This window comes from Pseudomonas sp. LBUM920 (assembly GCF_003852315.1).
In the GTDB taxonomy this organism is placed as follows: domain Bacteria; phylum Pseudomonadota; class Gammaproteobacteria; order Pseudomonadales; family Pseudomonadaceae; genus Aquipseudomonas.
This window is the reverse complement of sequence record NZ_CP027762.1, coordinates 4,260,262-4,285,069: the sequence shown is the minus strand read 5'-3', so window position 1 is coordinate 4,285,069 and position 24,808 is coordinate 4,260,262. Positions and strand designations below refer to the sequence as shown.

14 protein-coding genes are annotated in these 24,808 nt (G+C 64.1%); 6 read left to right on the top strand and 8 right to left on the bottom strand.

Features of this window, described 5'->3' with window-relative positions; genetic code table 11:
• The first annotated feature begins 67 nt into the window (after nucleotides 1-67).
• On the top strand, nucleotides 68-6,337 hold the full coding sequence (locus C4J83_RS19735) for a non-ribosomal peptide synthetase (RefSeq protein ID WP_124417981.1): 6,270 nt from the start codon (nucleotides 68-70) through the stop codon (nucleotides 6,335-6,337).
• A gap of 1,567 nt (nucleotides 6,338-7,904) precedes the next feature.
• Here C4J83_RS19735 and C4J83_RS19720 read toward each other — a convergent pair.
• Genes C4J83_RS19720 through C4J83_RS19690 form a run of 7 tightly spaced genes read right to left on the bottom strand, consistent with a single transcriptional unit; the run spans nucleotide 7,905 to nucleotide 16,738 of the window.
• A complete protein-coding gene (locus C4J83_RS19720; RefSeq protein WP_124417978.1) occupies nucleotides 7,905-9,074 on the bottom strand; it encodes an LLM class flavin-dependent oxidoreductase in 1,170 nt (389 codons plus the stop codon).
• A complete protein-coding gene (locus C4J83_RS19715; protein WP_124417977.1) occupies nucleotides 9,064-10,029 on the bottom strand; it encodes an LLM class flavin-dependent oxidoreductase in 966 nt (321 codons plus the stop codon). Before C4J83_RS19715 ends, C4J83_RS19720 begins: the two co-directional genes overlap by 11 nt.
• Nucleotides 10,030-10,045: 16 nt before the next feature.
• The gene (locus tag C4J83_RS19710; protein ID WP_124417976.1) at nucleotides 10,046-11,023 is read right to left on the bottom strand and encodes an LLM class flavin-dependent oxidoreductase; all 978 of its coding nucleotides are present in this window, start codon (nucleotides 11,021-11,023) and stop codon (nucleotides 10,046-10,048) included.
• A complete protein-coding gene (locus tag C4J83_RS19705; RefSeq protein ID WP_124417975.1) occupies nucleotides 11,020-12,009 on the bottom strand; it encodes an LLM class flavin-dependent oxidoreductase in 990 nt (329 codons plus the stop codon). The genes C4J83_RS19710 and C4J83_RS19705 overlap by 4 nt, the downstream gene beginning before the upstream one ends.
• Nucleotides 12,006-12,920 carry a 5'/3'-nucleotidase SurE gene (locus C4J83_RS19700; protein ID WP_124417974.1) on the bottom strand — a complete coding sequence of 305 codons (915 nt, stop codon included), beginning with the start codon at nucleotides 12,918-12,920 and terminating at the stop codon, nucleotides 12,006-12,008. The genes C4J83_RS19705 and C4J83_RS19700 overlap by 4 nt, the downstream gene beginning before the upstream one ends.
• Nucleotides 12,917-14,254, bottom strand: a complete 1,338-nt coding sequence (locus C4J83_RS19695; RefSeq protein ID WP_106578912.1) for an LLM class flavin-dependent oxidoreductase — start codon at nucleotides 14,252-14,254, stop codon at nucleotides 12,917-12,919. Before C4J83_RS19695 ends, C4J83_RS19700 begins: the two co-directional genes overlap by 4 nt.
• 57 nt (nucleotides 14,255-14,311) lie before the next feature.
• Entirely contained in the window at nucleotides 14,312-16,738 is a 2,427-nt protein-coding gene (locus C4J83_RS19690) for a TonB-dependent receptor plug domain-containing protein (protein ID WP_106578911.1), read from the bottom strand.
• 307 nt (nucleotides 16,739-17,045) lie between these two features.
• Between C4J83_RS19690 and C4J83_RS19685 the strand changes: the two genes are divergently transcribed.
• Nucleotides 17,046-18,038 carry a P1 family peptidase gene (locus C4J83_RS19685; protein ID WP_124417973.1) on the top strand — a complete coding sequence of 331 codons (993 nt, stop codon included), beginning with the start codon at nucleotides 17,046-17,048 and terminating at the stop codon, nucleotides 18,036-18,038.
• 67 nt (nucleotides 18,039-18,105) lie between these two features.
• On the opposite strand, the gene C4J83_RS19680 is transcribed toward C4J83_RS19685, so the two are convergent.
• Complete coding sequence (locus C4J83_RS19680) at nucleotides 18,106-19,452, bottom strand: tetratricopeptide repeat protein (RefSeq protein WP_124417972.1); 1,347 nt, start codon at nucleotides 19,450-19,452, stop codon at nucleotides 18,106-18,108.
• A 318-nt stretch (nucleotides 19,453-19,770) separates the two neighbouring features.
• Between C4J83_RS19680 and C4J83_RS19675 the strand changes: the two genes are divergently transcribed.
• The 4 genes from C4J83_RS19675 to C4J83_RS19660 are packed head-to-tail and all read left to right on the top strand — an operon-like array spanning nucleotide 19,771 to nucleotide 24,759.
• Nucleotides 19,771-21,354 carry an ABC transporter substrate-binding protein gene (locus C4J83_RS19675; protein WP_124417971.1) on the top strand — a complete coding sequence of 528 codons (1,584 nt, stop codon included), beginning with the start codon at nucleotides 19,771-19,773 and terminating at the stop codon, nucleotides 21,352-21,354.
• Nucleotides 21,351-22,328, top strand: coding sequence for an ABC transporter permease (locus tag C4J83_RS19670; protein ID WP_124417970.1), 978 nt, complete (start codon nucleotides 21,351-21,353; stop codon nucleotides 22,326-22,328). Before C4J83_RS19675 ends, C4J83_RS19670 begins: the two co-directional genes overlap by 4 nt.
• Nucleotides 22,328-23,155, top strand: a complete 828-nt coding sequence (locus C4J83_RS19665) for an ABC transporter permease (protein WP_119735769.1) — start codon at nucleotides 22,328-22,330, stop codon at nucleotides 23,153-23,155. Before C4J83_RS19670 ends, C4J83_RS19665 begins: the two co-directional genes overlap by 1 nt.
• Nucleotides 23,152-24,759: a dipeptide ABC transporter ATP-binding protein gene (locus C4J83_RS19660; protein ID WP_124417969.1), complete on the top strand. Its 1,608-nt coding sequence runs from the start codon at nucleotides 23,152-23,154 to the stop codon at nucleotides 24,757-24,759. Before C4J83_RS19665 ends, C4J83_RS19660 begins: the two co-directional genes overlap by 4 nt.
• The last annotated feature ends 49 nt before the right edge of the window (nucleotides 24,760-24,808 follow it).

Here is a 24,808-nt window from a genome sequence, read left to right as displayed (position 1 = left end):
AATCCGCCAATTTCGGCGAAATGGGCCCTCGCGCGGCCAGTGCCTGACCTCCCATGAGAAGGATCTTATGACGCATCTCACCCGCCAGCCGGCCAGCTTCCCCCTCACCGCTGCCCAACAGGACATCTGGCTCGACCAACTGCGTGTGGGCGACTCACCGCTGTACAACATCGGCGGCTATGTCGATTTTGCCGGGCCGGTGGTCCCCGATTTGATCCAGCGCGCGGTCGAGCGGTTGGTGGCCAAACACGATGCATTGCGCACCCAGCTGCATAGCGACGACCAGGGTCTGCCTCGGCAAACCTTCGTCCCTGCCATGGCGGTGGAAGTGGGACAGTACGATTTCTCTGCGCTGCCCGACCCGCAGGTCGCGACCCAGGCATTGATGCAGGCGCAAATGGCCCGCCCGTACGCCATGAGCGGTGAACCGCTGTTTCGGTTTTTCCTGGTCAAACTCGACGATGACCATTACCGCCTCGGTACCCAGGCTCACCACCTGATCCTCGACGGCTGGGGCTTTGGCCAGATGCTGCAATCCCTGGCTCGGCTGTACAGCGACCTGGAGCAAGGTCGGCAACCGGAGCCACTGGCGCCGTCCTATATCGACTTCATCGACACCGACCAGCGCTACCTGCAATCGGCGCGTTACGCCCGTGACCGCGCCTATTGGCTGGACAAATACCAGGTGCTGCCCGCGCCGCTGTTGACGCCCCGGCACAACGCGCAGGCGCCGAGCAATACGCTGGTGCAAGCGTTCCCGGTGGCGCTGCTCAACCGCATGGAACAAGTGGCCAACCGTTATCAGGCCTCGGCCTTTCATGTGTTGCTGGCGGCGATGTACGTGTATTTCACCCGCACCAGCCAACGCGATGAATGGGTGGTGGGGTTGCCGATCCTCAACCGCTCCAACGCGCGTTTTCGTTCTACCGTGGGTTTGTTCACCCAGGTGAGTGCGGTGCGTTTTCAGTTCAGCCAGCACTTGCCCTTCAGCGCCTTGGTGCGTGGCATACGTGACCAGCTCAAGCAGGATTTCCGTCATCAACGCTTCCCGTTGAGCGAGATGAACCGTGAGCTGGGCCTGCGGCGTACAGATCGCGGTCAGTTGTTCGACCTGTCGGTGTCCTTCGAGCAGGACGACCACGACCTGCGTTACGGTCAGGTCCAGGCCCGCGCGATCAAGGTTTCCAACCATCATGAGCCGCTGCCGATTGCCATCCACCTGCGCAGCAACCGTTACCAGGACACCGCGTGCCTGCATTGCGTGTACAACGAGGCGTATTTCCAGTACGACGACGTGAAAGCGATGGCGCAGCGCTTTACCTGGCTGCTGGAGCAGGGCCTGGAAGACACCGCGCTGAGCGTGGGAGAGTTGTCCCTGGTCACGCCCGCCGAACAGGCCCAATTGCTGCGTTGGAATGCCACCGCACAACCCGCCACCGAGCCGCAAACCCTGCACGCGCGCATAGAGGCGCAAGCCGCCCGCACGCCGCAGGCCATCGCGGCGGTGCACCAGGGCCGGCAACTGACCTACGCCCAGCTCGATCAACAGGCCAATGCGCTGGCCTGGCAGTTGCTCGAACACGGCGTGCAGCTGGACGATCGCGTGGCGATTGTGGCCCGGCGTGGCCTGGACACCTTGGTGGGGTTGTTGGCGATCCTCAAATCCGGCGCCTGTTATGTCCCCGTGGACCCGGCCCATCCTGCCGAACGCCTGAACTACCTGTTGCACGACAGTGCGCCCGTGGCGGTGCTGACCCAGCAGGGTTTGCTGCATCGCCTGCCTTTGCTGGACGTGCCGGTCATCCGCCTGGAGCACCCGGGCGGGCACCTGGGCGAGAGTCCGCGGGTCGCCGTCACGCCGTCGAACCTTGCCTATGTGATCTACACCTCCGGCTCCACCGGGCAGCCCAAGGGCGTGATGGTCGAGCACCATACGGTGGCGAACCTGGTGGACTGGCATTGTCGGGCGTTCGACCTGCGCGCCGGCAGCCACACGGCCAGCGTGGCAGGCTTCGGGTTTGATGCGATGGCCTGGGAAGTCTGGCCGGCGCTGTGTGTGGGCGCGACGCTGCACCTGCCGCCGGCACAGGATGACGCGCAGGACATCGATGCATTGCTCAGCTGGTGGCGCGCGCAGCCGTTGCAGGTGTGCTTTTTGCCGACGCCGGTGGCCGAGTACGCCTTCAGTCAGCGCCTGGAACACCCTACATTGCGTACATTGCTGATCGGCGGCGACCGTCTGCGCTCGTTCAGCCGAACGCAGACCTTCGACGTGATCAACAACTACGGCCCCACCGAAGCCACGGTGGTCGCCACCTCCGGGCGTGTCGAAGTGGGCGGGCCGCTGCATATCGGCGCACCGGTCGCCAACGCCTGCGTTTACTTGCTTGATGAGCAGCAACGCCCGGTGCCCATCGGTGTGGCGGGGGAGTTGTACGTCGGCGGCAAAGGCGTGGCGCGCGGGTATCTCAACCGTCCGGAACTGACCGGCGAACGCTTTCTCGATGACCCCTTCAGCGACGGCCGGATGTACCGCACTGGCGACCTGGCCCGTTGGCTGCCCGACGGCAATCTCGAGTACCTGGGCCGCAATGACGATCAGGTGAAAATCCGCGGCGTGCGTATCGAGCTGGGGGAAATCGAATCTGCGCTGGCCACGCACCCGGCCGTCATGGAAGCCGCCGTGCTGTTTCGTGAGGGGCAATTGCTGGCGTGGTATGTCGAACGCGCCAGCGTTACTGTCGAATCGCTGCGTGCCCATCTGCAAGCCTCGTTGCCTGACTACATGCTGCCGGCGGCCTACGTGAAGCTGGCGGCTTTCCCGCTCACCGCCAACGGCAAGCTCGACCGCAAGGCCTTGCCGGCGCCCACACAAGCGGCTTTCGTGACGCGGTTGTTTGAGGCGCCACGCGAAGGCGTGGAAACCACCCTGGCGCAGATCTGGACGCAATTGCTGCAGGTGCAGCAGGTAGGGCGCCATGATCATTTCTTCGAGTTGGGCGGGCACTCGCTGCTGGCGGTGCAACTGGTGCAACGCATGCGCGATGCCGGGTTGCGCGCCGACGTGCAGGTGTTGTTCGGCCAGCCCACCCTGGCAGCGTTGGCGGCGGCCAGTGCCGGCAGCGACAGGCAGGTGCCGGCTAACCGCATCCCGTCGGGTTGCACGCACATCACGCCAGACATGCTCGCACTGGCCGACCTGGATCAGCCCGGCATTGATCGCATCGTCGCCGGCATTCCCGGAGGAGCGGCCAATGTGCAGGAAATCTACCCGCTGGCGCCGTTGCAGGAGGGCTTGCTTTACCACCACCTCACCGACGAGCGCGATCCCTACCAGCAACATGCGCTGTTCAGTTTCGTCAGTCGCGCGCAGCTCGACGCGTTTGCCCAGGCGTTGCAACAGGTGATCAACCGTCACGATATCCTGCGTACCAGCCTGGTGTGGGATGCCCTGGACCAGCCCATGCAAGTGGTGTGGCGCGACGCACAATTGCGGGTTCAACCCCTGCGCGAACAACATCAGCCGCTGGACTTGCGCCAGGCGCCGCTGATGGCCCTGGATTACGCCGAAGAACCGCACAATCGGCGCTGGGTTGCCAAACTGCGTTTCCATCACCTGGTCAATGACGCCACCTCAACCACCGTGCTGGTGGACGAAATTCGCGCGCACTTGCTTGGGGAGCAGGCGCAACTGCCGGTGCCGGTGCCGTATCGCAATGTGGTCGCACAGACCCGGGCGCCGGAACGACAGGCCGCCCACGAGGCGTTCTTCCGCGAGCGCCTGGCGGATGTCGACGAGCCGACCCTGGCGTTCGGCTTGCAGGAGCGGCAGGCGGACCGCGCTGAAATCGAGGAGTCCGAACAGCCCCTCGGCGACGTGCTCAACCAACGCCTGCGGGCCCAGGCGCGTGCCCTTGGCGTCAGCGCTGCCAGCCTGTTTCATCTGGCCTGGGCGCACGTGCTCAGCCGTGTCGCGAGCCGCGATGACGTGGTGTTCGGCACCGTGCTGCTCGGCCGTCTGCAAGCCGGCGAAGGCGCTGATCGCGCGCTGGGCATGTTCATCAATACCTTGCCGTTGCGCGTGCGCCTGGCCGGGCAAACCGTGCTCGATGCGCTCAACGACACCCACACCCAGCTCAGCGCCTTGTTGGCCCATGAACAGGCCTCGCTCGCATTGGCCCAGCGTTGCAGCAGTGCGTCGCCGCTGTTCAACAGCCTGCTCAACTACCGTCACACCGACGCCGACCCACGCCTGAACCTGGTGCCGGGCATTGCGTTGCTCAGCAGTGAAGATATCGTCAGTTACCCGTTGATGCTCACCGTTGACGACGTTGCCAGTGGCTTTCGGCTCAAGGCCAAGGCGCCGCGCAAGGTTGGCGCCGAGCGACTGTTGGCGTACCTCGACACGACCCTGCATGGCCTGGCCCATGCCCTTGAACACGCACCGGCCACGCCATTGCGCACGGTGCCGGTGCTGCCTGCCAGCGAGCTGCACCGGCTGTTGGTGGACCTCAACGCCACTGAAACCGACTATCCCGAAACCCTTACCGTGCAGGCGCTGTTTGAAGCCCACGCGCGGCACATTCCCCATGCCATTGCGGTACAGGCCGGCGAACGGCAACTGACCTACCGCGAGCTTAATGAGCGCGCGAATCAGCTGGCCTTTCACCTGCGTGAACGCGGGGTTGAGCCGGATTCGCGGGTGGCGCTGTGTGTCGAACGCGGGCTGGACCTGGTGGTGGGTTTGCTGGCGATTCTCAAGGCGGGCGGCGCCTATGTGCCGCTCGACCCTGGCTATCCGCGCGAGCGCCTGGCCTACATGCTCAACGACAGCCAACCGGTGGCCCTGCTGGTGCACGCCGCCACCCGCGACGTGCCGGGCGCGGTGTCTGTCCCGGTGATCGACTTTGACCAGAACGCCTGGAGCCAGGCGCCCATCGGCAATCCGTCGGTGCCCGGCTTGAGCGTCGCCAACCTGGCCTACGTGATGTACACCTCGGGCTCCACCGGCACGCCCAAAGGCGTGATGATCGAACATCGCGGCCTGGGCAACCTGATGCACTGGGGCTCCCGGCTGTGCCCGAATGCCGAAGGCGGCGCGTTGTTGCAACGTGCGCCGTTCAGTTTCGACGGCTCGGTGTGGGAGCTGTTCTGGCCGCTGGCCAACGGCATGCGCCTGGTTCTTGCGCGGCCCGACGGCCACCGTGAACCGGCTTATCTGGCGCAAGTGATCCGCGAGCAGCAGATCACGGTAATCAAGTTCGTGCCGGCAATGTTGCAGCAGTTTCTCGAGCTGGAAGAGTCGGCGTTGTGCACCAGCCTCACCGACGTGCTCTGCGGCGGCGGCGAACTCACCGAAGCCCTGGCCCGTGGCGTGCAGGCGCGCTTGCCCAAGGTGCGTTTGCATAACGTCTACGGGCCCACCGAAGCCACGGTGGACAGCAGCGCGTGGACGTTGGAACCCGGCGATCCAGTGCCGGCCTTGCAGTTGCCGATTGGCCGTGCGATCAACAACACGCGTCTGTATGTGCTCGACGAACACGATGCGCCGGTGCCGATGGGCGTCAGCGGCCAGTTGCATATCGGCGGCGTTGGCGTAGCGCGGGGTTATCTGGGGCTGGAGCAGATGACGGCCGAGCGCTTTATCGACAGCCCGTTCGTGGCGGGTGACCGGCTGTACCGCACGGGCGATCTGGTGCGTTACTTGCCGGACGGTAATCTGGAATTTCTGGGGCGCAATGACTTTCAGGTCAAGCTGCGCGGGGTGCGCCTGGAGCTGGGGGAGATCGAGTCACGTCTGGCGGCGCATCCGGCGTTGCGCGAAGTGGCGGTGCTGATTCGCGATGAGCGGCTGGTGGCCTACTTCACCCTGCGCGCTCAGGCGCCGAGCCTGGAGGCCTTGCGTGCGTATGTGCTGGAGCAATTGCCGGAGTACATGGTGCCGGCGGCTTTTGTGCAGCTTGAGGTATTGCCGCTTAATCCTGCCGGTAAGCTTGATCGCAAGGCGCTGCCTGAGCCGGGGTTGGAGGCGGTGGTCAGCCGTGCGTATGAAGCGCCGGTTGGTGAGGTGGAAACCTTGATGTCGGGGATTTGGGCGCAGGTTTTGAAGTTGGAGCGGGTAGGGCGGCATGACCATTTCTTCGAGCTGGGCGGGCATTCGTTGCTGGCGGTGAGTTTGGTGGCGCGTATGCGCAAGGCGGGGTTGGATGTGGATGCGCGGATGTTGTTCAGTCAGCCGACCTTGGCGCAGCTTGCAGCCTGCACTGCGACACGGGTGGAGGGTGTGGATGTTGTGCAGACGGCTATTCCGCAGCTTGGTCGGCGTCGGCGGATTTGAGTGGGGGACTTTTGGGGGAGTGCATATCCGTTGCTGCGGTCACGGCGGCTGGCGGTTCCGCTCTTACAGCGGGTCACTTTTGGCAAACGCCCCAAAAGTAACCAAAAGGTCTTTGCCCCACCACTCGGTGCCTCGCTTAGGCTCGGCATGCCCTCACTCCGGCTTGAATCCGTGGGCCACCGTGACGGGCCATCCATGGCCCAACACGGCTAACCCGGCGTCCTGCCGGGTTACCCACGGATTCAAGCCTGCGTTCGGCCAGCGTGGTTGACGGGGCCTGTCAGATCAAGATCAAAAGCAGATCAAGAGCAGAGCACGGCGGCCTAGTAGCCGACCTGAGTGGTTGAAGCAAAAGCAGGGCAACAGCACAGCAGCACATCTCTATCTGATGCACTGCGATCCAAATGTGGGAGCGGGCTTGCTCGCGAAGGCGGTGTGTCAGTCAGCTCATGTGTTACTGACCCACCGCCTTCGCGAGCAAGCCCGCTCCCACAAGTTGACCGAGTGCAGCCTCCACCACCGCAGTGCTTTGCTTTTCTGTGGGAGCTGGCTTGCCTGCGATGCAGACAACTCTGTGTATCAGGCATAACCAGTAGATACCACCGCAGGCAAGCCAGCTCCCACAATTTGACCGAGTCCCGCCTTCAGCACCGCACTGCTTTGCTTTTCTGTGGGAGCTGGCTTGCCTGCGATGCAGACAACTCTGTGTATCAGGCATAACCAGTAGATACCACCGCAGGCAAGCCAGCTCCCACAATTTGACCGAGTCCCGCCTCCAGCACCGCACTGCTTTGTTTTTCTGTGGGAGCTGGCTTGCCTGCGATGCAGGCACCTCGGTCTATCAGCGACACACAGTCGATGCCTTCGCAGGCAAGCCAGCTCCCACAAGTTGACCGAGTCCCGCCTCAACCATCGCACTGCTTTGCTTTTCTGTGGGAGCTGGCTTGCCTGCGATGCAGGCACCTCGGTCTATCAGCGACACACAGTCGATGCCTTCGCAGGCAAGCCAGCTCCCACAATTTGACCGAGTCCCGCCTCCAGCACCGCACTGCTTTGTTTTTCTGTGGGAGCTGGCTTGCCTGCGATGCAGGCACCTCGGTCTATCAGCGACACACAGTCGATGCCATCGCAGGCAAGCCAGCTCCCACATTGAATTGGGTTCAGCCTTCAAGATCAGGCCGGCTGTCAGGCCGCCTCACCTTCGCTTTTGATCCAACCACTCAGGTCGGCTACCAGGCCGCCGTGCTCTGCTTTTGATCTTGATCTGCTTTTGATTTTGATCTTAGGCGCCCCGTTAAACCACGCTGGCCGAACGCAGGCTTGAATCCGTGGGTAACCCGGCAGGACGCCGGGTTAGCCGTGTTGGGCCATGGATGGCCCGTCACGGCGGCCCACGGATTCAAGCCGGAGTGAGGGCACACCGAGCGTGAGCGAGGTGCCGAGTGGTGGGGCAAGAGCCCTTTGGTTACTTTGGGGCTTTTCCAAAGTGACCCGCCGTAAGGGCGGAACCAAAAGCCGCCATCACCCAAATAACGGATATACCCCCAATCACGCCAGCTCAGCCAACTCATAAACTCACTGACCCACCACCAGGCCCAACAAGCCCGACACCACTGCCCCCCCGAGCCGCACCAATCTTGCGTAACAGTGGCACCACCTGCGCCCCCACATGAATCGCCTCTTCCAAATGAGGAAAACCAGACAAGATAAAACTGTCCACCCCCAGTTGGTGATACTCCTCGATCCGCTCCGCCACCCGCGCATAGCTCCCCACCAACGCCGTGCCCGCACCCCCGCGTACCAAACCCACGCCCGCCCACAGGTTGGCCGACACCTCCAGCTCCCGCGCACCGCGGCCACGGCCTTGCATCAACTGCGTCTGGCGGCTCTGGCCGACAGACTCATAGGCGGCCATCTGCCGTTGCGCCTGGTCGATCGCGTCCTTGGGGATCTCCTCCAGCAACCGCTCAACATGCGCCCACGCCTGCTCATCGGTGGGCGCGGCGAACACATGCAGGCGCAGCCCGAAGCGCAGCGTGCGGCCCTGAGCGGCGGCCAGATCGCGCATGCGCTGGATGCGTTCGGCGATCATCACCGGCGGTTCGCACCACATCAAATAGGTTTGCCCATGGGCCGCGCCGACGCGTTCGGCGGCTTCGGAGGCGCCGCCGAAATAGATGGGCGGCACCACAGCGCCGGGCGCGATCGGCGTTTGGGTGCCGCTGCGGTAATAACGTCCGGGATGCGCCGAAGGCTGGCCGGCCCAGACAGCCTGGAATTGCTGCAGGAATTCAGCGGTGCGCGCATAGCGTTCGTCGTGTTCGAGAAAGTCGCCCAGCGAGCGCTGCTCGAAACGGCTGGAGCCGGTCACCACATGCAACGCCAGGCGGTTCTCGCTGAGCAATTGCAAAGTGGCGGCGCGGTGGGCGGTGTAGGCCGGCAATTCGGTGCCGGGCCGCAAGGTGAGCAGGAAGTTCAGGCGGCGCACTTCCTGGGCCAGCACGGCGGTGATCAGCCACGGGTCTTCGAAGCCGCTGGCGGTGGGCACCATGATGCCGTCAAAACCGGCCTGTTCGGTGGCGCGTACGATCTGGCGCAGGTAGTCCAGCGTCGGTGCGCGTTCGCCTTGCTGGAACAACCCGACCTTGGGCAGGCCGCTGCTGGTGAGGTGGCGGCCGTCGCCGTTGGTGGGCAGGAACCAGTCCAGCTGGATCGGTGGGCGTACATCATTGCTCATCGTGCAAGCGCTCCTTGCGCAAAAGGGGGACCACCTGTTCGCCAAAACGCAGTACTTCGCTGACCGCCGGGCCGCCTTCCAGGATCAGGTGGCTCAGGCCCAGCCCGTGCAGTTCCTGCAGGCGCGTGGCGACCTGTTGCGGGGTGCCGACCAGGATCAGCGGTTGCCCGGGCTGCAGTTGCAGCAAATTCGGGTGCACTTCCCATTGGCGCAACGGGTGGCGGGCGCGGGGCAGGGTGGCCAGCGGTTCATCCGGCAGGTCCGGCACGGGCAGCAAGGTGGCAGCGGTTTCCCAGGCCAGGTCTTCGCTGTCGCCGAGAATCAGGCCGAAGGTGCAGGCAAACTCAAGGTCCGGTTGGCTCTGCCGCCAACCCTGTATTTGCTGGGCCAGCCAATGCGGATGCCCAGGCGCCAACAGGCAGGTCTGGGCATGCGCGGCCACCAGCGTATGACTCTGGCTGTCGTCCAGCACCAGCGCAGGCGCGGGCAACTCGCGGCGGGCGACGCCGGCGTTTTCCAGCTGGAAATACCGGCCTTGATAGTCCAGACCGCCGTTATTGGCTGTGAGCAGTTGCTGGAGGATGTCCAGGTATTCGCCGATGCGCTCGCTGCGCTGGTCGCGGTTGAGCCATTCGCCGAACGCGCTGCGCTCAGCGTTTGGCAGGTGCAGTTGCACGCGGTGGCCACTGATCGATTGCAAACTCTGCAGGGTGGTCGCCAGCGCTGCCGGCAGCATTACCTCTGGCGGCACGCTCACCGACAACTGCACCCGCCGCGTGTGCGCGCACAACGCTGCCGCCACACCTAGGCTGTCGGCGCACAAGGCGCCACCGGGTATCCACAGGCCATCGAGCCCGGCGTATTCAACCGCCTGGGCCAACTGAATCCATTGCCCCGGCCGCGCCGCCCAATCGGGCGTACACAGGGGCATCAGCCAGCTGAATTGAAGGGGCATCGGAGCGCTCCATTCTTCATCGTTTTTGCCAACCCAGCGCCGGGGCGATGTCCTTGGCGATGATTTCCAGGCGCTTGAGGATCTGCGCCTGGGTCGAGCTTTCGGCCTGGACCACGGCGATCACGTAATCAGCATAAGGCAGCAGCGACGGGTCGTGCTGCAAGCTTTCGATCACTTCATCGGGATGGCCGTGGTGCACGTTCATCAGGCGCAGGTGTTCCTGCAGGTCCAGCGCCTCGTTGATCAGGCCTTCGCGTTGCAGGCGCGGGATGTGCCGCTCGATGTCCATCGCCAGTTCAGCCTGGGCGCTGGCGCGGCTGTCGGCCGGGAAGATCGCGCGGACCACGCCAATGCGCGGCGCGCGCTCAGCGTGCGACCAGGCGTGCAGGTAGGCATCGGCCAGCGGTTTTTGCACCGTGAGTGGGTCATGTGTGGCGGTGCCCAGCAGCAGGCCGTTGCCTTGCTGGGCGGTGTAGAGGGCGCCGTCGAGGCTGGCGTGGGAATGCCACAGTCGCGCACTCAAGCCGGGCGCGGGCGGTTGCAAGGTCAGTTCGCCGCTCAGTGGTTGGCCTTGCAACAGATGCTGCAGGCGCTGCTGACGCTCGGCGAAATCCGCCTGGCGCCGGCTCGGGTCGCGGTCGAAGGCGCTGAAGTTGTCGAGGTTGGCGCCGCCGCTGCCCAGGCCCAATTGCACGCGACCGCCGCTCAAGGCGTCGAGCACGCTGGCGTCTTCGGCCAGGCGGATCGGGTCTTCGAACGGCAACACAATCACCCCGGTGCCCAGTTCGATCTGTCGCGTGCGCTCGGCCACCGCCGCCAGCAACACCAAGGGTGAAGGCAAGCGGCCGAAGCCATTGCTCAGGTGGTGCTGGGCAATCCAGCCGCCGTCGAAGCCCAGCGCTTCGGCGACTTCAAACTGCTCGATCAGGTCGAGGTAGACCTGTTGTGGATCCTCACCAAAGGCGTGGCTGAGAAAGCCCAGTTTAAAGCTCATGACAGGTTTCCTGTGGCCAGGGTCGGTTGCCAGCCAAGGGCCGGGGCGATGTGTTCGCGGATGATTTCCAGAGCGCGCAGGGCATCGCGCAACGGCGTGCTGACGGTCTGCACTTGCAGGATCAACTGGTCGTGGGCGCTCAACGTCGGGCCTTGCTGCAGCTGTTCGATAATCTGCGCCACCGGGCCGTGCAGCACGCCGAGGCGCTTGAGGGTGGTGTCGAAGTCGGCGTCAATCTCGCCCTTGAACACGCCGATGCTTTGCTGGCGCTGCACATAGGCGAGGATGTCGCGGCGCGTGGCCTCATCGGGCGCAGGGAATAATGCCTGCACCCGTGCGATGCGCGCCGGTGTACCGTTGTCGCCGGTCCAGGCGTTGCGGTAGCGCGTCACCAGTGCTGCACCGGCGTGCGCCGGCAGGTGCGGATTGGGCGCCATGATCAGCCCGTGACCGCGCTCGGCGACCAATTCGACCCGCGACGTGGCTTCCCACAGCCGGTGGCTCAAGCCGTGGGCGCGCGGCAGCAGGCGTGAACCGCTGTCGGTCAACGGCGCGTTGCCCAACGCATTAAGCAGCTGTTGCAGGTGCTGTTCGTAGTCGCGATGGCGGGCTTCATGCGCGCGGCCAAAAGCAACAAACGTCTCAGGGTCAAAGCCGGCACCAAGGCCCAATTCCAGGCGGCCGTGACTGAGTAAATCGAGCACCGCCGCATCTTCCGCCAACCGCAACGGCGCCTCCTGGGGCAACACGATAATGCCGCTGCCGAGGCTGATGCGCCGCGTGCGCTGGGCGATGGCGGCGAGCAACACCAGCGGCGAGGGCAGGCGCCCGTTTTCGCTGGCGAAGTGGTGCTGCGCCACCCAGCCGCTGTCGAAGCCCAACTCTTCGGCAACCCTGAACAGTTCCAGCGTGTCGCGGTACACCTTGGGATCAGCGCTGGGGCTGTAGACCCGACTCAGAAATCCCAGGGAAAAGCCTGCGCTCATGGCTTCATCTCCTGGGCCAATTGCTTTTGCAGCACGGGGCCAGCGCTGATCGACTCCGCAAGGCCGCTGAACGGGCTGATGGTCAGGTAGCCCTTGTTCAGCCACACCGCCTCATCGTTTTGCTGTGCAGCGCTGGCGGCGGGGCTGTACTGGAAGCCGATGCCCGGCTTGCCTGGCAGGTTGAATTGCTTGAGGTCGTCGGTGTACAGCGCTTCAAAACCCACGTAGCTGCCAATGCGGGTGAGCTTCACGCCTTTGATCTGCGAGTCTTTGGGCAGGTTGATGTTCAGGCCCAGCCCTTTGGGCAGCAGCGCGCCGCCCGGCTGGCGATGTTGATCGAGGGCGTGCACCAGCTTCACGATCAACTGCGCGGCGCGTTGCGGGTCGGCTTCTTTCAAGTCGGTACTCACCGCCAGCGCCGGCACCCCGGCCTGCAGCGCCACACTTGCGGCATTGAACGTGCCCGAGGCCATGTTGATCGCCCCCAGGTTGTTGCCGGGGTTGGGTCCGACGATGACCAGGTCAGGGTGTGGCAGGATTTTATTCAGGCCCAGCAGCACCGCCATCACGGGCGTGCCACTGATCTGGATCTGCACCGCTTTACCGGCGCACTCGGCGCTCTGGCACAGGCCTTTTTCATGGGTGCTGATGAAGTAGCTGTCCGGGTAGGCCGGGTCGCTGTCGTGGCCGACGCTGACTTCGCGACCAAAAAAGAACGCGCCGCCACGCGCACTCTGGTCGCTTTGCGGCGCGGCAACCTTGACGTTGTGCCCCGCAGCCTTGAGTGCGGTGTACAGCGCGCGAATGTTCGGGTGCTGATAACCGTCGTCATTGCTCAGCAAGATGTTCAGGGCAAACGCCTTGGAGGCGATCAGGCTGCCGACTGCCAGCATCCATGCGCTGCGCTTCATGCGGGGGCTCCTTGGGTAAAGCGGTTGGCCGGGCGTGGCAGGCCGAGGTTTTCGCGCAAGGTGCTGCCTTCGTATTCCTGACGGAACAGCCCGCGCGCCTGCAGCAGCGGGATCACGCGTTCGACAAACAGCTCGATGGAACCGGGAAAATACGGGAAGAACACATTGAAGCCATCGCAGGCGCGCGCCTGGAACCACGCCTGGAAATGGTCCGCCACATCCGTGGCGGTACCGATCACCGGGTTGCCGCCGGCCAGGCGCAGGTACAGCTGGCGAATGCTCAGGTTTTCGCTGCGCGCCAGTTCCAGCACCTTGTCGCGACGGCTGCCGCGTTGGCCTACCGGTGTGTCCGGCAGCGGGCCGTCGAGGTCATGGCCGGACAGGTCGATGTCATCGCCCAGGGTGTCGGCGAGCAGGCGCAGGCCCAGTACCGGGTCGATCAGTGCCTGGAACTCCTCGAACAAGGCTTGGGCCTGTTCGCGGGTGTCGGCGATAAACGGCGTGACGCCGGGCAGGATTTTCACGTGATCAGGGTCGCGGCCGAAGGCGGCGGCACGTTGCTTGATGTCCTGATAGAACGCCTGGGCACCTTCAATGTTGTGCGCGTGGGCAAAGATCAGCTCGGCCACGCGCGCTGCCAACTGCTTGCCGGGCTCCGACGCGCCGGCTTGTACCAGCACCGGATGGCCCTGCGGCGAGCGCGCCACGTTGAGCGGGCCACGCACGGCAAAATGCGCGCCGCGATGGTTGAGGGTGTGCAGTTTGGCCGGGTCGAAATACTCGCCGCTGGCTTTGTCGCGGGTGAAGGCGTCGTCGTCCCAGCTGTCCCACAGGCCCTTGACCACGTCGTGGAATTCTTCGGCGCGCTGGTAGCGGTCACCGTGGTCCACGTGGTTTTCGCGGCCGAAATTCCAGGCTTCATCGCGGACCACTGAGGTCACCAGGTTCCAGGCAGCGCGGCCTTTGGACAGGTGGTCCAGCGAGGCGAATTTGCGCGCGATATGGTACGGCTCGTTGTAGGTGGTGGTGGCCGTGGCGATCAGCCCGATTGTGTGGGTGACGGCAGCCAGGGCCGACATCAAGGTCAATGGCTCAAAGTGCTCGGCGCGCGCAGTGCGGCTCAGCGCATCGTGATGATGGCCCCACAGCGCGACCACGTCGGCTATGAACAGTGCATCGAATTTGCCGCGCTCGGCGGTCTGGGCGATGTGTTTGAAGTGCTCGAAATCCAGGCTGGCATCGGCCTGGGCCAGCGGGTGGCGCCAGGCGGCGACGTGGTGGCCGCTGTTGGCCAGAAACGCGCCCAGTTTGAGTTGATCGGTGCGAGGGGTCATGCACAGGCTCCCATTCAGGTCAGGCACGGAGCCGGCGAACCGGCCCCGTGCGCTGGGTTAGAAGTTGTAGGTCACGCCGGTGTACCAATAGCCGCCGGTGGTGCCGTAAGGCGAGAAGTTGCCATAGGGGAAACCGCCCGAGCTGCTGGCCAGGTCAGTGCGCTCCGGGTACTTGTTGAACAGGTTGTTGGCACCGGCATTCAAGGTCACGGCCTTGGTCAGGTGGTAGTCGATGTTCACGTCGGTGATCCACGCCGGCGAGAAGGTACGGTCGTAGATCTCGGCGGTGCCGTACTGCGTGTACTCGCCGTAGCGGGTCAGGTTGAGCGCCACTTCCAGCTTGTCGTAGGTCCAGGTGGTGCCCAGCAGCAGCTTGGATTGCGGCAGGCCGTACTTGAGGTTGCCCTGGCGCTGACGGTCGTAGCCACCGTCCGGGCCGAGGGCTTGCGCGGCGACAGCGGAGGCGTGGATGTCGTCGATCTGCGTGGTGTTCCAGTTGAACCCGGCGGAGTATTTGAGGTTGCCGTAGGCGCCGATGTCCTGGCGATAATCGCCGACCAGATCGACGCCGCGGGTGGTGGTATCCAGGGCGTTGGTGAAGTAGGTGACCGCCTGGTTCGGGTTCAGCCCGGCGGCGGCGAGAATGGCGCTGATCTGCGGGGTGCCGCCCAGGTAGCCGGTCTGGGCGATGCGGTCCTTGATCTTGATCTGGTACGCGTCGAGGGTGATGTTGGTGGCATCGGTGGGCTGCAGGGTCAGACCGAGGCTGAAGTTGGTCGACTTCTCGGGCTTGAGGTTGCTGGCGCCCAGCGCCTTGGCCACGTCGGAGTTCACCGCCACGTTGCGGTAGTCGAACAGTTGGCCGTTGACGCTGGTTTGCGAGGTGGCGCTGTAGATCTGCTGGGCCAGCGACGGCGCGCGGAACCCGGTGCTGAAGGTGCCGCGCACGGCCAGGATCGGCGTCAGCTGGTAACGGGTCGAGAACTTGCCGTTGGTGGTGGTGCCGGAGCCGTCGTTGTAATGCTCATAGCGACCGGCCAGGTCCACGTGCCATTTATCGGTGAAATCCTGTCCGACCTCGCCGTATCCCGCCAGGCTGATACGGCTTTTTTCGGCGGCATCGGCCGGTGTGGTACCGGCGCCGGAAATCGTTCCTGGTGGAATGATTGACCCGTCGGCGCCAGTGCCGAATGGCCCGCTGGCGTAAGAGGCGACGTCGCCCTTGCCGATTTTGTAGTCCTCGTAGCGCTGCTCCAGGCCCCAGGAGATTTGCGTCGGCTTGTACAGGCCAAGGTCAAAGGCGCGGGTCAGGTCGAGGTTGTTGGTCCATTGGCTGAAGGTCTTCACGCCGGTGTCCACCGAGGTCGGCGACGTCGGGCCGTAGCTCAGGTTGTAGGTGTCGGTCAGCGTGGCGCGCGCATGGTCCTGGCCGTAGGTGCTGGACAAATCGTAGTCCCAACCGGCCGCCTGGCCTTTACCGCCGAACGCGACCTGGAAGTCATCTTCGATAAAGCGCAGGTTGTCTTCGATGCCTTCCGGGTACGGGGTCTGGATGCCGTTGAACGACGGTGGCTGGTGGAACGCCAGGGGCTTTTCCGAATTGCGATGGGTGAAGGTCGAGAACGAGTACAGGGTCAGCGCGTCGGCCACCGGCAGCTCGGCGTTGTAACCCAGGCTGAAGTTTTTCGCCTCGGGCAGGCCGGTGCCGTAGTAGGTGTGGCGTTGGCTGGTGTTGCCGGCAGAGTCGGTGTACGGCGCGTCGTCGGAACGGTCCGAGATGTTCTGCTTTTTCACGTCCAGGGCCAGGTTGATAAAACCATCGTTGGGCAGCGCCAGGCCGACGTTACCGGTTTGACGCACGGTTTCACCGTCGCCGTTTTCGTAGTTCTGGCCGTAGCTGGTGGACAGGCTGCCACCGTGATCGGTCTGCTTGAGCACGATGTTGACCACGCCGCCGATGGCGTCCGAGCCATATTGCGCCGAGGCGCCGTCGCGCAGGACTTCGACATGATCCACCAGGGCGGTGGGGATCATGTCCAGGTCCACTGGCTGCGAGCCGGAGTTGAGGTAAGTGCCATTGTTCAGCAGCGCGCTGTTGTGGCGGCGCTTGCCGTTGACCAGCACCAGCACTTGGTCGCCGTTGAGGCCACGCAGGCTGATCGGGCGCACCACCGAGGTGGAACCGAAGCCCGAGGAAGCCGGTTGGTTGAGGGACGGCAGCACCTTGCTCAGCGCACGGGTCAGGTCGCCCTGGCCGGTGGCCAACAGTTGCTTGGACGAAATCACATCCACCGGCGCCGGGCTTTCGGCCAGGGTGCGTGCCTGGCCACGGTTGCCGATCACGACGACCGTGTCCAAAGGGTTGTCACTGGCCGGCGCGTCGGCGGCCAGGGCCAGGCTGCTGTAGCTCGCGGCCTCGCACAGGGCGAGGAATAACAGGGTGTGGGCGAAGGCCTGGCGGCCTGCGGCGCGTGATGCATTCATGATGGGAAACACTCCAGTGGTTTTAAGGCGTTGGCCTTGATCGAGGTCGGCTTGTTGGGTTCAAGCTCTGGTGGAGGCAGGAGAGCAAAGGCTGTGCCACCTGAAAAAAATGTTTTAAAACAGCTGGTTGGAGTGATGTTGGCGCCTGTGTTGGTGTTTTTCTAACAGGCCAAAGGGCAGGGTGTTGGTTTTTGTGCAGGACACGCTCGCGCGGACCGCAATGCACGCCGTAACGCCGGGGTATTGCGGCTTGGCACACCCCTTGCTCTCCCCACGCCATACCTGAACCCAAGGAAGTTTTTTCTGTATGCCTAGACCCGGCCCGCGCAATGCCCTTTCTGATATCCCAGGCCTCACGGTCGGCCACGCCACGGACCTGCACGTCGACACTGGCGTCACGGTGATCCGCCCCGATGGCTTCTGGACCGCCAGCATCGACATCCGCGGCGGCGGCCCCGGCGGGCGTGAAACAGCGGCCCTGGAGCCGGAAAACATGGTCGGCCAGCTGCACGCGCTGGTGTTTGCCGGCGGCTCGGTGTTCGGCCTCGGTGCGGCCGATGCGGTGGCGGCCAAACTGTCTCAGGACGATGTTGGCCTGCATTTGAAACCCGGCGCGCCGGCGATTCCCATCGTGCCGGCGGCCGTGTTGCATGACCTGGCCAATGGCGGCGACAAGGCTTGGGGCCTGGAGCCGCCTTATCGGCGCCTGGGGTTTGAAGCGTTGGCGAATGCGGCTGAGGACTTCGAGCTGGGCTCGGTGGGCGCTGGCCGTGGCGCCATGGCGGGCGTGTTGAAAGGCGGGTTGGGCAGCGCCTCTCTGGACCTGGGCGATGGCTTGATCGTCGCGGCGCTGGTGGTCGCCAACCCGATTGGCTCGGTGTATATGCCCGATGGCGAAACCTTCTGGGCCTGGCCTTGGGAGGTGGAGGGCGAATTTGGCGGGCATCGGCCGCAAACCGAAATGGACTGCAGCGATCCGATGCCGGAGCTGTCGCGCCTGGACTCCATGGGCCGCTTGCAGGCCGGGGCCAATACCACGTTGGTGGTGGTCGCCAGCACCGCGCGGCTGACCGTCGCCGAGTGCAAGCGTGTTGCAATCATGGCCCAGGACGGGATTGCCCGAGCCGTGCGGCCGGCGCATCTGCCGTTTGATGGGGACACGGTGTTTGCCTTGGCGTCGGCGGCGGTGGCATTGACCGACGGCCCACGGCGGCAGGTGGAGATTGGTTGTATTGGGGCAGCCGCCGCGGATTGTGTGGCGCGGGCGATTGCCAGAGGGGTATTTGCCGCTCGGGGCTGATTAACCAGTGAGCGCGCTCAAAGGTGCGAGCTGGCACGCCAGCTCGCACATTTTTTAACGGTGTTTTTCAGCTGAAACGCAGCACTCGCGCCTGCGCTTTTGCTGCCTGCTCGGGTAGCCCCAACGCCTCATACACGCGCACCAAACTTCGGTTTGTCGGTACATCCCAGCCGTCATACCGGCGCCGTAATTCCAAGGTTTGCTGGGCAGTAAACCAATCACCTGTGCGCAACCGCGCATCCAGTTCGATCTGCGCAAACAAATCGCGCTGGGCATGACTGCCGCCAATCTCGTTCAGGCGCGGCAGGGCGATTGCCAGTTGCTCCAGGGCCTCGTGTACATGGCCTCGCGCATGCGCCAGTAAGCCGCGCGCCAGCGGCAATGTCACTTCGCCCCACACCGGTCGCGCCTCACCACTATGCTCGCGCAGCGCCGTCAGCAACCCATCCGCCTCGGGCTTGCCGGCCCGCGCCAACCCATACAGATATTGCACACTGAGAAACGGCTGCACCGTATCGCCCACCCGTGATTGCAGGTACGGCGCCAATGCTTGCCAGCGCTCACCCACATCGATGCCCGCCAGCTCCATACGCGCCAGCAAGGACACGGCGCCGACCTGATCCTGCGAGTATTGCGGCAGGATGCCCCACACGTGGCGGTCGTAAATCTCCAGGACCTGCTGGTCATCCCCGCGCGCGAGGTAAAACAGCGCCAGGTGCCACCAATTGTGCGTGTACATGAAGGAGTTCAGGCCGTCCCAGTGGTGCTTCACGCCTTGCAGAAAAGCCGTGCCTTCCTCGATACGGCCTTCGGTGAGCATCACATGGGCCAGGGCATGGTGGGCCCAAGGCTCGCTCGGTTGCAGGCGCAAGGCTTCGCGCGCGCTGGTTTGAGCCTCTTCGAGCAGATGGCATTGCTCATAGGCAAAAGCCAGCAGGCCGTGGCTGTGGGCGATGTCTGCGGCGCCGGCGGTGGCTTTGAGGCCGATGCGCAGCAGCGCCGGCCAGTTGCCGCGATTGAACTCCACATACTGGTTGAGCTTGGCGGCGAACAAGTCGCGCGGGTAGCGTTCCAGCAGGTGGTCGCTCAGGTGCACGACTTGATCGAGGTCGTCATTGATCCAGGCGTCCAGCACGGCAAGGTACAGCTGCGCGCGCGGGTGGTCGGTGTTCACGGCGGTGGCGCGTTGGCGGTAGTGGTCGGCCAGTGCCGGGCCTGCGGGGGACTCGATAAACATCAGCAACAAGCCGGCAAACGCATTGGCCAGCGCGGAGTCCGCGTTGGCGTCGGCGGTGGCCAGAATGCGCTCGGCGCGCGGCTGGTAACCGAGAAAGCCGCCGATGAAATCGTCCAGGCCCTGGCGGGTGGCGGCGTCGGTGGTGTCGATGGGGTTGCCCAGGTAATCCAGTGACATGAGGTTCGGCTCGTTGATACAGATAACGGTGACAGGGGCAAACCTTGTGCCAGCTGACACCCTGGAATCCCTGTGGCAGCTGGCTTGCCTGCGCTAGCGCTGGTTCGGCCAACTCATCCGCCCTCCGGCCCACCGCAATCGCAGGCAAGTCAGGTCCCACAAGTGAACGGCGGTGCTGTTGCTTTTTGCACACTCGCGCAGGTCGCTGTGGTTTTTTCATCAGCTCGCCCGATTGCAAATCCAGCAATCTCAAGCCCGAAGCCCCATGGCACAGCGCTTGCAAAACCGCTGGCATCTCTTTCAACCCGAGGAGCCTCCATGCGCTCATTCTCTTTGCGCCGCGTCCTGTCGTCCGTGGGCCTGTGCACCGTTTTGCTGGCCGGCCAGGCGCTGGCGCAACCCCAGGACGGCGGCGTGCTGAACCTGGTGGCCCAGCCGGAGCCGCCGTCGCTGATGCATGGCGTGGTCAGCCATGTGTCCACCCAATACGTGAGCGGCAAGATCCTTCAGGGCCTGCTGACGTTCGACACTGACCTGAACCCCAAACCGGTATTGGCCAAAGCCTGGACCCTTTCGCCGGATGGCCTGACCTACACCTTCGACCTGCAGGACGGCGTGCACTGGCATGACGGCCCGGCTTTCACCGCCGATGACGTGGTGTTCAGCTTCCAGACCTTCTACCCGGAGGTGGACAAGCGCCTGGGCGGCATCATCACCGAATACGTTGACAGCATCACCGCTACGGGCCCGTTGCAGGTGGTGTTCCACTTGAAGAAACCCTTCGCCCCGTTGCTGTCGGCCCTGGGCAGTGGCCTGCGCCCGGTGGTGCCCAAACACCTGTACGAAGGCACTGATTTTCGCAATAACCCCTACAACCTCAAACCGGTCGGCACCGGGCCGTTTGTGTTTGTCGAGTGGAAGCGCGGTGCCTACATCAAGCTGGCCAAGAACCCCACCTACTGGAAAAAAGGCCTGCCGCACCTCGACGGCATCATCTTTCACGTGATCCCCGACGGCTCCTCGCGCGCCGCCGCATTCGAGCGCAACGACGTGCAAGTGCTGCGCAGTGGCGATGCCGATTACGCCGACCTCAAGCGCCTGAGTGCCTTGCCCGATGTGCAGTCATCGCACAAGGGCTGGGAGCTGTATGCGGGCCTGGCGTTTTTGCAGATCAACACACGCAAGCCGCCGCTGAACAACCCCAAGGTGCGCCAGGCGATCCTGTATGCGCTGAACCGGCAGTTCATCGTCGATAACATCTTCTTTGGCTCGGGCAAGGTCGCCCAGGGCGAGTTCGTCTCGACCACGCCGTACCACGATCCACAACTGCCGCAGTACGCCTATGACGTGAACAAAGCCAAGGCCTTGATTGCCGAGTCCGGCGTGGACGTGGGCGCGGTGCGCATCCGCCTGCTCAATGGTGAGAAGGGCGGCGCGTGGGAGCGCCTGGCCGAATACACCAAGCAGTCCTTGCAACCGCTGGGTTTCAAGGTGCAGGTGGTGACGTCCGACGCCGCGACGTGGTTCCAGCGCGTCAGTGACTGGGATTTTGACCTGACCTACAACTTTATCTTCCAGATCGGCGACCCGTACCTGACCAGTGCCTACCTGTTCCGCTCCGACTACATCCTCAAGACTTCGCCGTTCGCCAACGTCAGCGGCTACAACAGCCCCGAAGCGGATGCGCTGTGGAACAAGCTCGCCGACACACCGGAAGGCCCGGAGCGCAAGCAGCTCTACAGCCAGTTGGAAAACGTGCTGAACACCGACCTGCCGATTGCGCCGATCTTTGAAATGCGCAACCAGACGCTGTTTCACAACCAGGTGAAAAACCTGCTGCAAACCGCCACCAGCCTTAACGAAGATTACGGAAGCGTCTACCTCGAGACGCCGGCGCCATGAACGGCGTGCTGTATCTGGGCGGGCGCCTGGCCAAGGCGCTGTTGATGGTGGTGGCGGTACTGGTGTTGAGCTTTGTGCTGATCCACCTGGCGCCGGGCGACCCGGCGCTGCTGCTGGCGGGCGAAGCGGGTGTGGACGATGTGCAGTTTATCGAGCAACTGCGCCAGACCATGGGCCTGGACAAACCGCTGGTTGAGCAACTGCTGATTTACCTGGGCCATATTGCCCAACTGGACCTCGGCTATTCCTACCGTAACCAGAGCTCGGTGTGGTCACTGATCGCCGAGCGGTTACCCGCCACGTTGGCGCTGATGGGCTCGGCGTTTGTAGTGTCGTCCGTGTTGGGCGTGAGCCTGGGTGTGTTGGCGGCGCGGGCCAGACAGAAGCGCCATTGGCTCGATGGCGTGATCTCCCACGGCGCCTTGCTGCTGTATGCGATGCCGCCGTTCTGGCTGGCGATGCTGTTGATTCTGCTGTTTTCCGTGAGCCTGGACTGGCTCCCGGCCTTTGGCATGGAGAGCGTGGGCCAGGACTTCTCGCTGCTTGATCGCTTGCGGCATCTGCTGTTGCCGTGCGTGTCGCTGAGCGTGCTGTTTCTCGCCCTGTATATCCACCTGACCCGCGCCGCCGTGCTCGACGCCCTTGGCCAGGAATACGTGCGCACCGCCCACGCCAAAGGCTTGCACCCCTGGCGCATCCTGTATGTGCATGTGCTGCGCAATGCGTTGCTGCCGGTGGTGACCTTCGCCGGGCTGCAACTCGGCCAACTGGCCAGCGGCGCGTTGCTGGTGGAAGTGGTGTATTCCTGGCCCGGTATCGGGCGCTTGATGTACGACGCCCTGGCGCAACGCGACTACGGCGTATTGATGGGTGGCTTTTTAGTGATTTCGATCCTGGTGGTGGGCTTCAACGTGTTGACCGATGTGATCTGCCGTTTCCTCGACCCGCGCATCGGCGCCGGAGGGCAGGGCTGATGGCGCTGCTCAAACGCTTTATCCGCCAGCCTTCGGCGTTGCTGGGCGCGGTATTTTTGCTGGTACTCGCGGGGTTGGCGATTGCCGCGCCGTGGCTCACCCACAGTTCGCCATGGGAGATGAACACCCAGCCGATGCTCGCCCCGTTCCATGATTCGGCGCATTGGCTGGGCAGCGATTTACTCGGCCGCGACCTGGGCAGCGGTTTGCTCTACGGCGCCCGCGTGTCCCTGGCCGTGGGCGCATTGGCGAGCCTGGCAACCTTGCTGGTCGGCTTGATCGTCGGCGCGCTGGCCGGTTATTTCGGCGGTTGGCTCGACGGCGTGCTGATGCGCGTCGCCGAGTTCTTTCAGATTATCCCGCAGCTGGTGCTGGCGGTGATTTTGGTGGCGGTGCTGGAGCCGTCCCTGGGCACCATTGTGCTGGCCATCGCCCTGGTTGCCTGGCCGGCGGTGGCGCGCCTGGTGCGCAGTGAATTCCTTACCCTGCGCCAGCGTGAGTTTGTGCAAGCCGCGCGGGTGCTGGGGCAATCGCCACTGGGGATCATCACCCAACAGATCCTGCCGAACGCCCTGGCGCCGTTGCTGGTGGTGATGACCTTTGTGATGGCCACGGCGATCCTCACTGAGGCGGCGCTGGCGTTCCTCGGGTTGAGCGACCCGGAAGCGATGAGCTGGGGCTACATGATCAACGCCTCGCGTGGCGTGTTGCGCGAGGCCTGGTGGATGAGCTTTTTGCCGGGCCTGGCGATTGTGCTGTGCGTGCTGGCGGTGAACCGGGTGGGCGAAGGCTTGCGCGTGGCTTTTGAACCGGGGAGGTCGCTATGACGTTATTGCGTGTCGAGAACCTGCGTATCGCCTTGCCGCCCGGTGCGGACCGCAGCCATGCGCTGTATGACCTGACGCTGCAATTGCGCAGCGGCGAATGCCTGTGTGTGGTGGGCGAGTCCGGTTCGGGCAAGTCGATGCTGGCCAAGGCGTTGCTGCGTCAACTGCCGACGCCGTTGACGGTGGAAAGTGGGCGCCTGGCGTTTCGTGATCAAGACCTGGCCGCCCTCAGCGACACCGCCATGCGCCAACTGCGCGGGCGCGATATCAGCATGGTCTTTCAGGAGCCGGTGAGCGCCCTTAACCCGCTGCTGCGCGTGGGTGAGCAGATCGACGAAACCCTGCGCGCCCATGGGGTGAACGCGGTGCGCGAGCGCCGTCGGCGCGTGGTCGACCTGCTCGGTTATGTCGGCCTGCCCGACCCTGAACGCCTGCGCCTGGCTTATCCGTTCGAGCTGTCCGGCGGGCAGCGCCAACGGGTGGTGATCGCCATGGCCCTGGCGTTCGATCCGGCGCTGTTGATTGCCGATGAACCGACCTCGGCCCTGGATGTGACCACTCAGGCGCAGATCCTCGACCTGTTGCGCAAAATCCAACAGGACAAGGGCATGGCGCTGTTGTTTATCACCCATGATTTTGCCGTGGTCGAGGCGATTGCCAACCGCGTGCTGGTGTTGCAAAAGGGCCATCTGGTGGAGCAGGGCAGCGCCCGCCAGGTGTTGCGCGAGCCGCAGGCGGCGTATACCCGGCAACTGCTGGCGGCGGTGTCGGCACAGCCGCTGGCACCGCGTACGGCGGTGGACGGCGCCGTGGTGCTCAAGGCCGAGCAACTGGGCAAGGTCTTCAGCACCCGTGCAGGGTGGGGCGCGCGCCGCACCACGCAAGCGCTGGACGCGGTTCAATTGCAACTGCGCGAAGGCGAAACCCTGGGGATTGTGGGTGAGTCCGGCTCGGGCAAATCCACCTTGGGCCGCTGCCTCGTGCGCTTGTTGCATGCCGACAGCGGGCACATCCAATGGCTCGGCCAGGAGGTTGTCGGTTTATCGGAACGGCGCCTGCGCCCGTTGCGCAGCGCGGTGCAGATGATCTTCCAGGACCCGTTCGCCTCGCTCAACCCGCGCCAGACGGTAGGCCGCATCATCATGACCGGGCCGCGGGTGCAGGGCCGCTCCAGGGCTGACGCCGAACAGCGCGCGCGGCAATTGCTTGACCTGGTGGGCCTGCCGGCCTCGGCCTTCGAGCGCTACCCGCACGAATTTTCCGGGGGCCAGCGCCAACGCATCGGCATCGCCCGTGCATTGGCGGTGGAACCGAAAATCCTGATTGCCGATGAGTGTGTTTCGGCTCTGGATGCGTTGATTCAGGTGCAGATTCTGGAGCTGCTTGAGTCGCTGCAACGGCGCCTTAAATTGAGCATCGTGTTTATCACCCACGACCTGCGCGTGGCGGCGCGGTTGTGTGATCGCATTGCCGTGATGCAACACGGCCGTGTGGTCGAGCAGGGCGAGACTGACAGATTGTTTGCCGATGCGCGGCATCCCTATACCCGAGCGCTATTGCAGTGCGTGCCGAACGCCGCCGTGCTTGAGGCCGACACGCTTTAATGCAGGCGCCGGCAAGGCCGCCGCCACACTGACCGAGTTTTTTGATCGA

Excerpts from the sequence above, each read along its gene's own strand:
- C4J83_RS19705 (WP_124417975.1), bottom strand. The coding sequence starts at position 12,009 with ATGAGCGCAGGCTTTTCCCTGGGATTTCTGAGTCGGGTCTACAGCCCC.
- C4J83_RS19695 (WP_106578912.1), bottom strand. The coding sequence starts at position 14,254 with ATGACCCCTCGCACCGATCAACTCAAACTGGGCGCGTTTCTGGCCAAC.
- C4J83_RS19680 (WP_124417972.1), bottom strand. The coding sequence starts at position 19,452 with ATGTCACTGGATTACCTGGGCAACCCCATCGACACCACCGACGCCGCC.
- C4J83_RS19735 (WP_124417981.1), top strand. The coding sequence starts at position 68 with ATGACGCATCTCACCCGCCAGCCGGCCAGCTTCCCCCTCACCGCTGCC.
- C4J83_RS19700 (WP_124417974.1), bottom strand. The coding sequence starts at position 12,920 with ATGAAGCGCAGCGCATGGATGCTGGCAGTCGGCAGCCTGATCGCCTCC.
- C4J83_RS19720 (WP_124417978.1), bottom strand. The coding sequence starts at position 9,074 with ATGAGCAATGATGTACGCCCACCGATCCAGCTGGACTGGTTCCTGCCC.
- C4J83_RS19690 (WP_106578911.1), bottom strand. The coding sequence starts at position 16,738 with ATGAATGCATCACGCGCCGCAGGCCGCCAGGCCTTCGCCCACACCCTG.
- C4J83_RS19665 (WP_119735769.1), top strand. The coding sequence starts at position 22,328 with ATGGCGCTGCTCAAACGCTTTATCCGCCAGCCTTCGGCGTTGCTGGGC.
- C4J83_RS19715 (WP_124417977.1), bottom strand. The coding sequence starts at position 10,029 with ATGCCCCTTCAATTCAGCTGGCTGATGCCCCTGTGTACGCCCGATTGG.
- C4J83_RS19670 (WP_124417970.1), top strand. The coding sequence starts at position 21,351 with ATGAACGGCGTGCTGTATCTGGGCGGGCGCCTGGCCAAGGCGCTGTTG.
- C4J83_RS19675 (WP_124417971.1), top strand. The coding sequence starts at position 19,771 with ATGCGCTCATTCTCTTTGCGCCGCGTCCTGTCGTCCGTGGGCCTGTGC.
- C4J83_RS19660 (WP_124417969.1), top strand. The coding sequence starts at position 23,152 with ATGACGTTATTGCGTGTCGAGAACCTGCGTATCGCCTTGCCGCCCGGT.
- C4J83_RS19710 (WP_124417976.1), bottom strand. The coding sequence starts at position 11,023 with ATGAGCTTTAAACTGGGCTTTCTCAGCCACGCCTTTGGTGAGGATCCA.
- C4J83_RS19685 (WP_124417973.1), top strand. The coding sequence starts at position 17,046 with ATGCCTAGACCCGGCCCGCGCAATGCCCTTTCTGATATCCCAGGCCTC.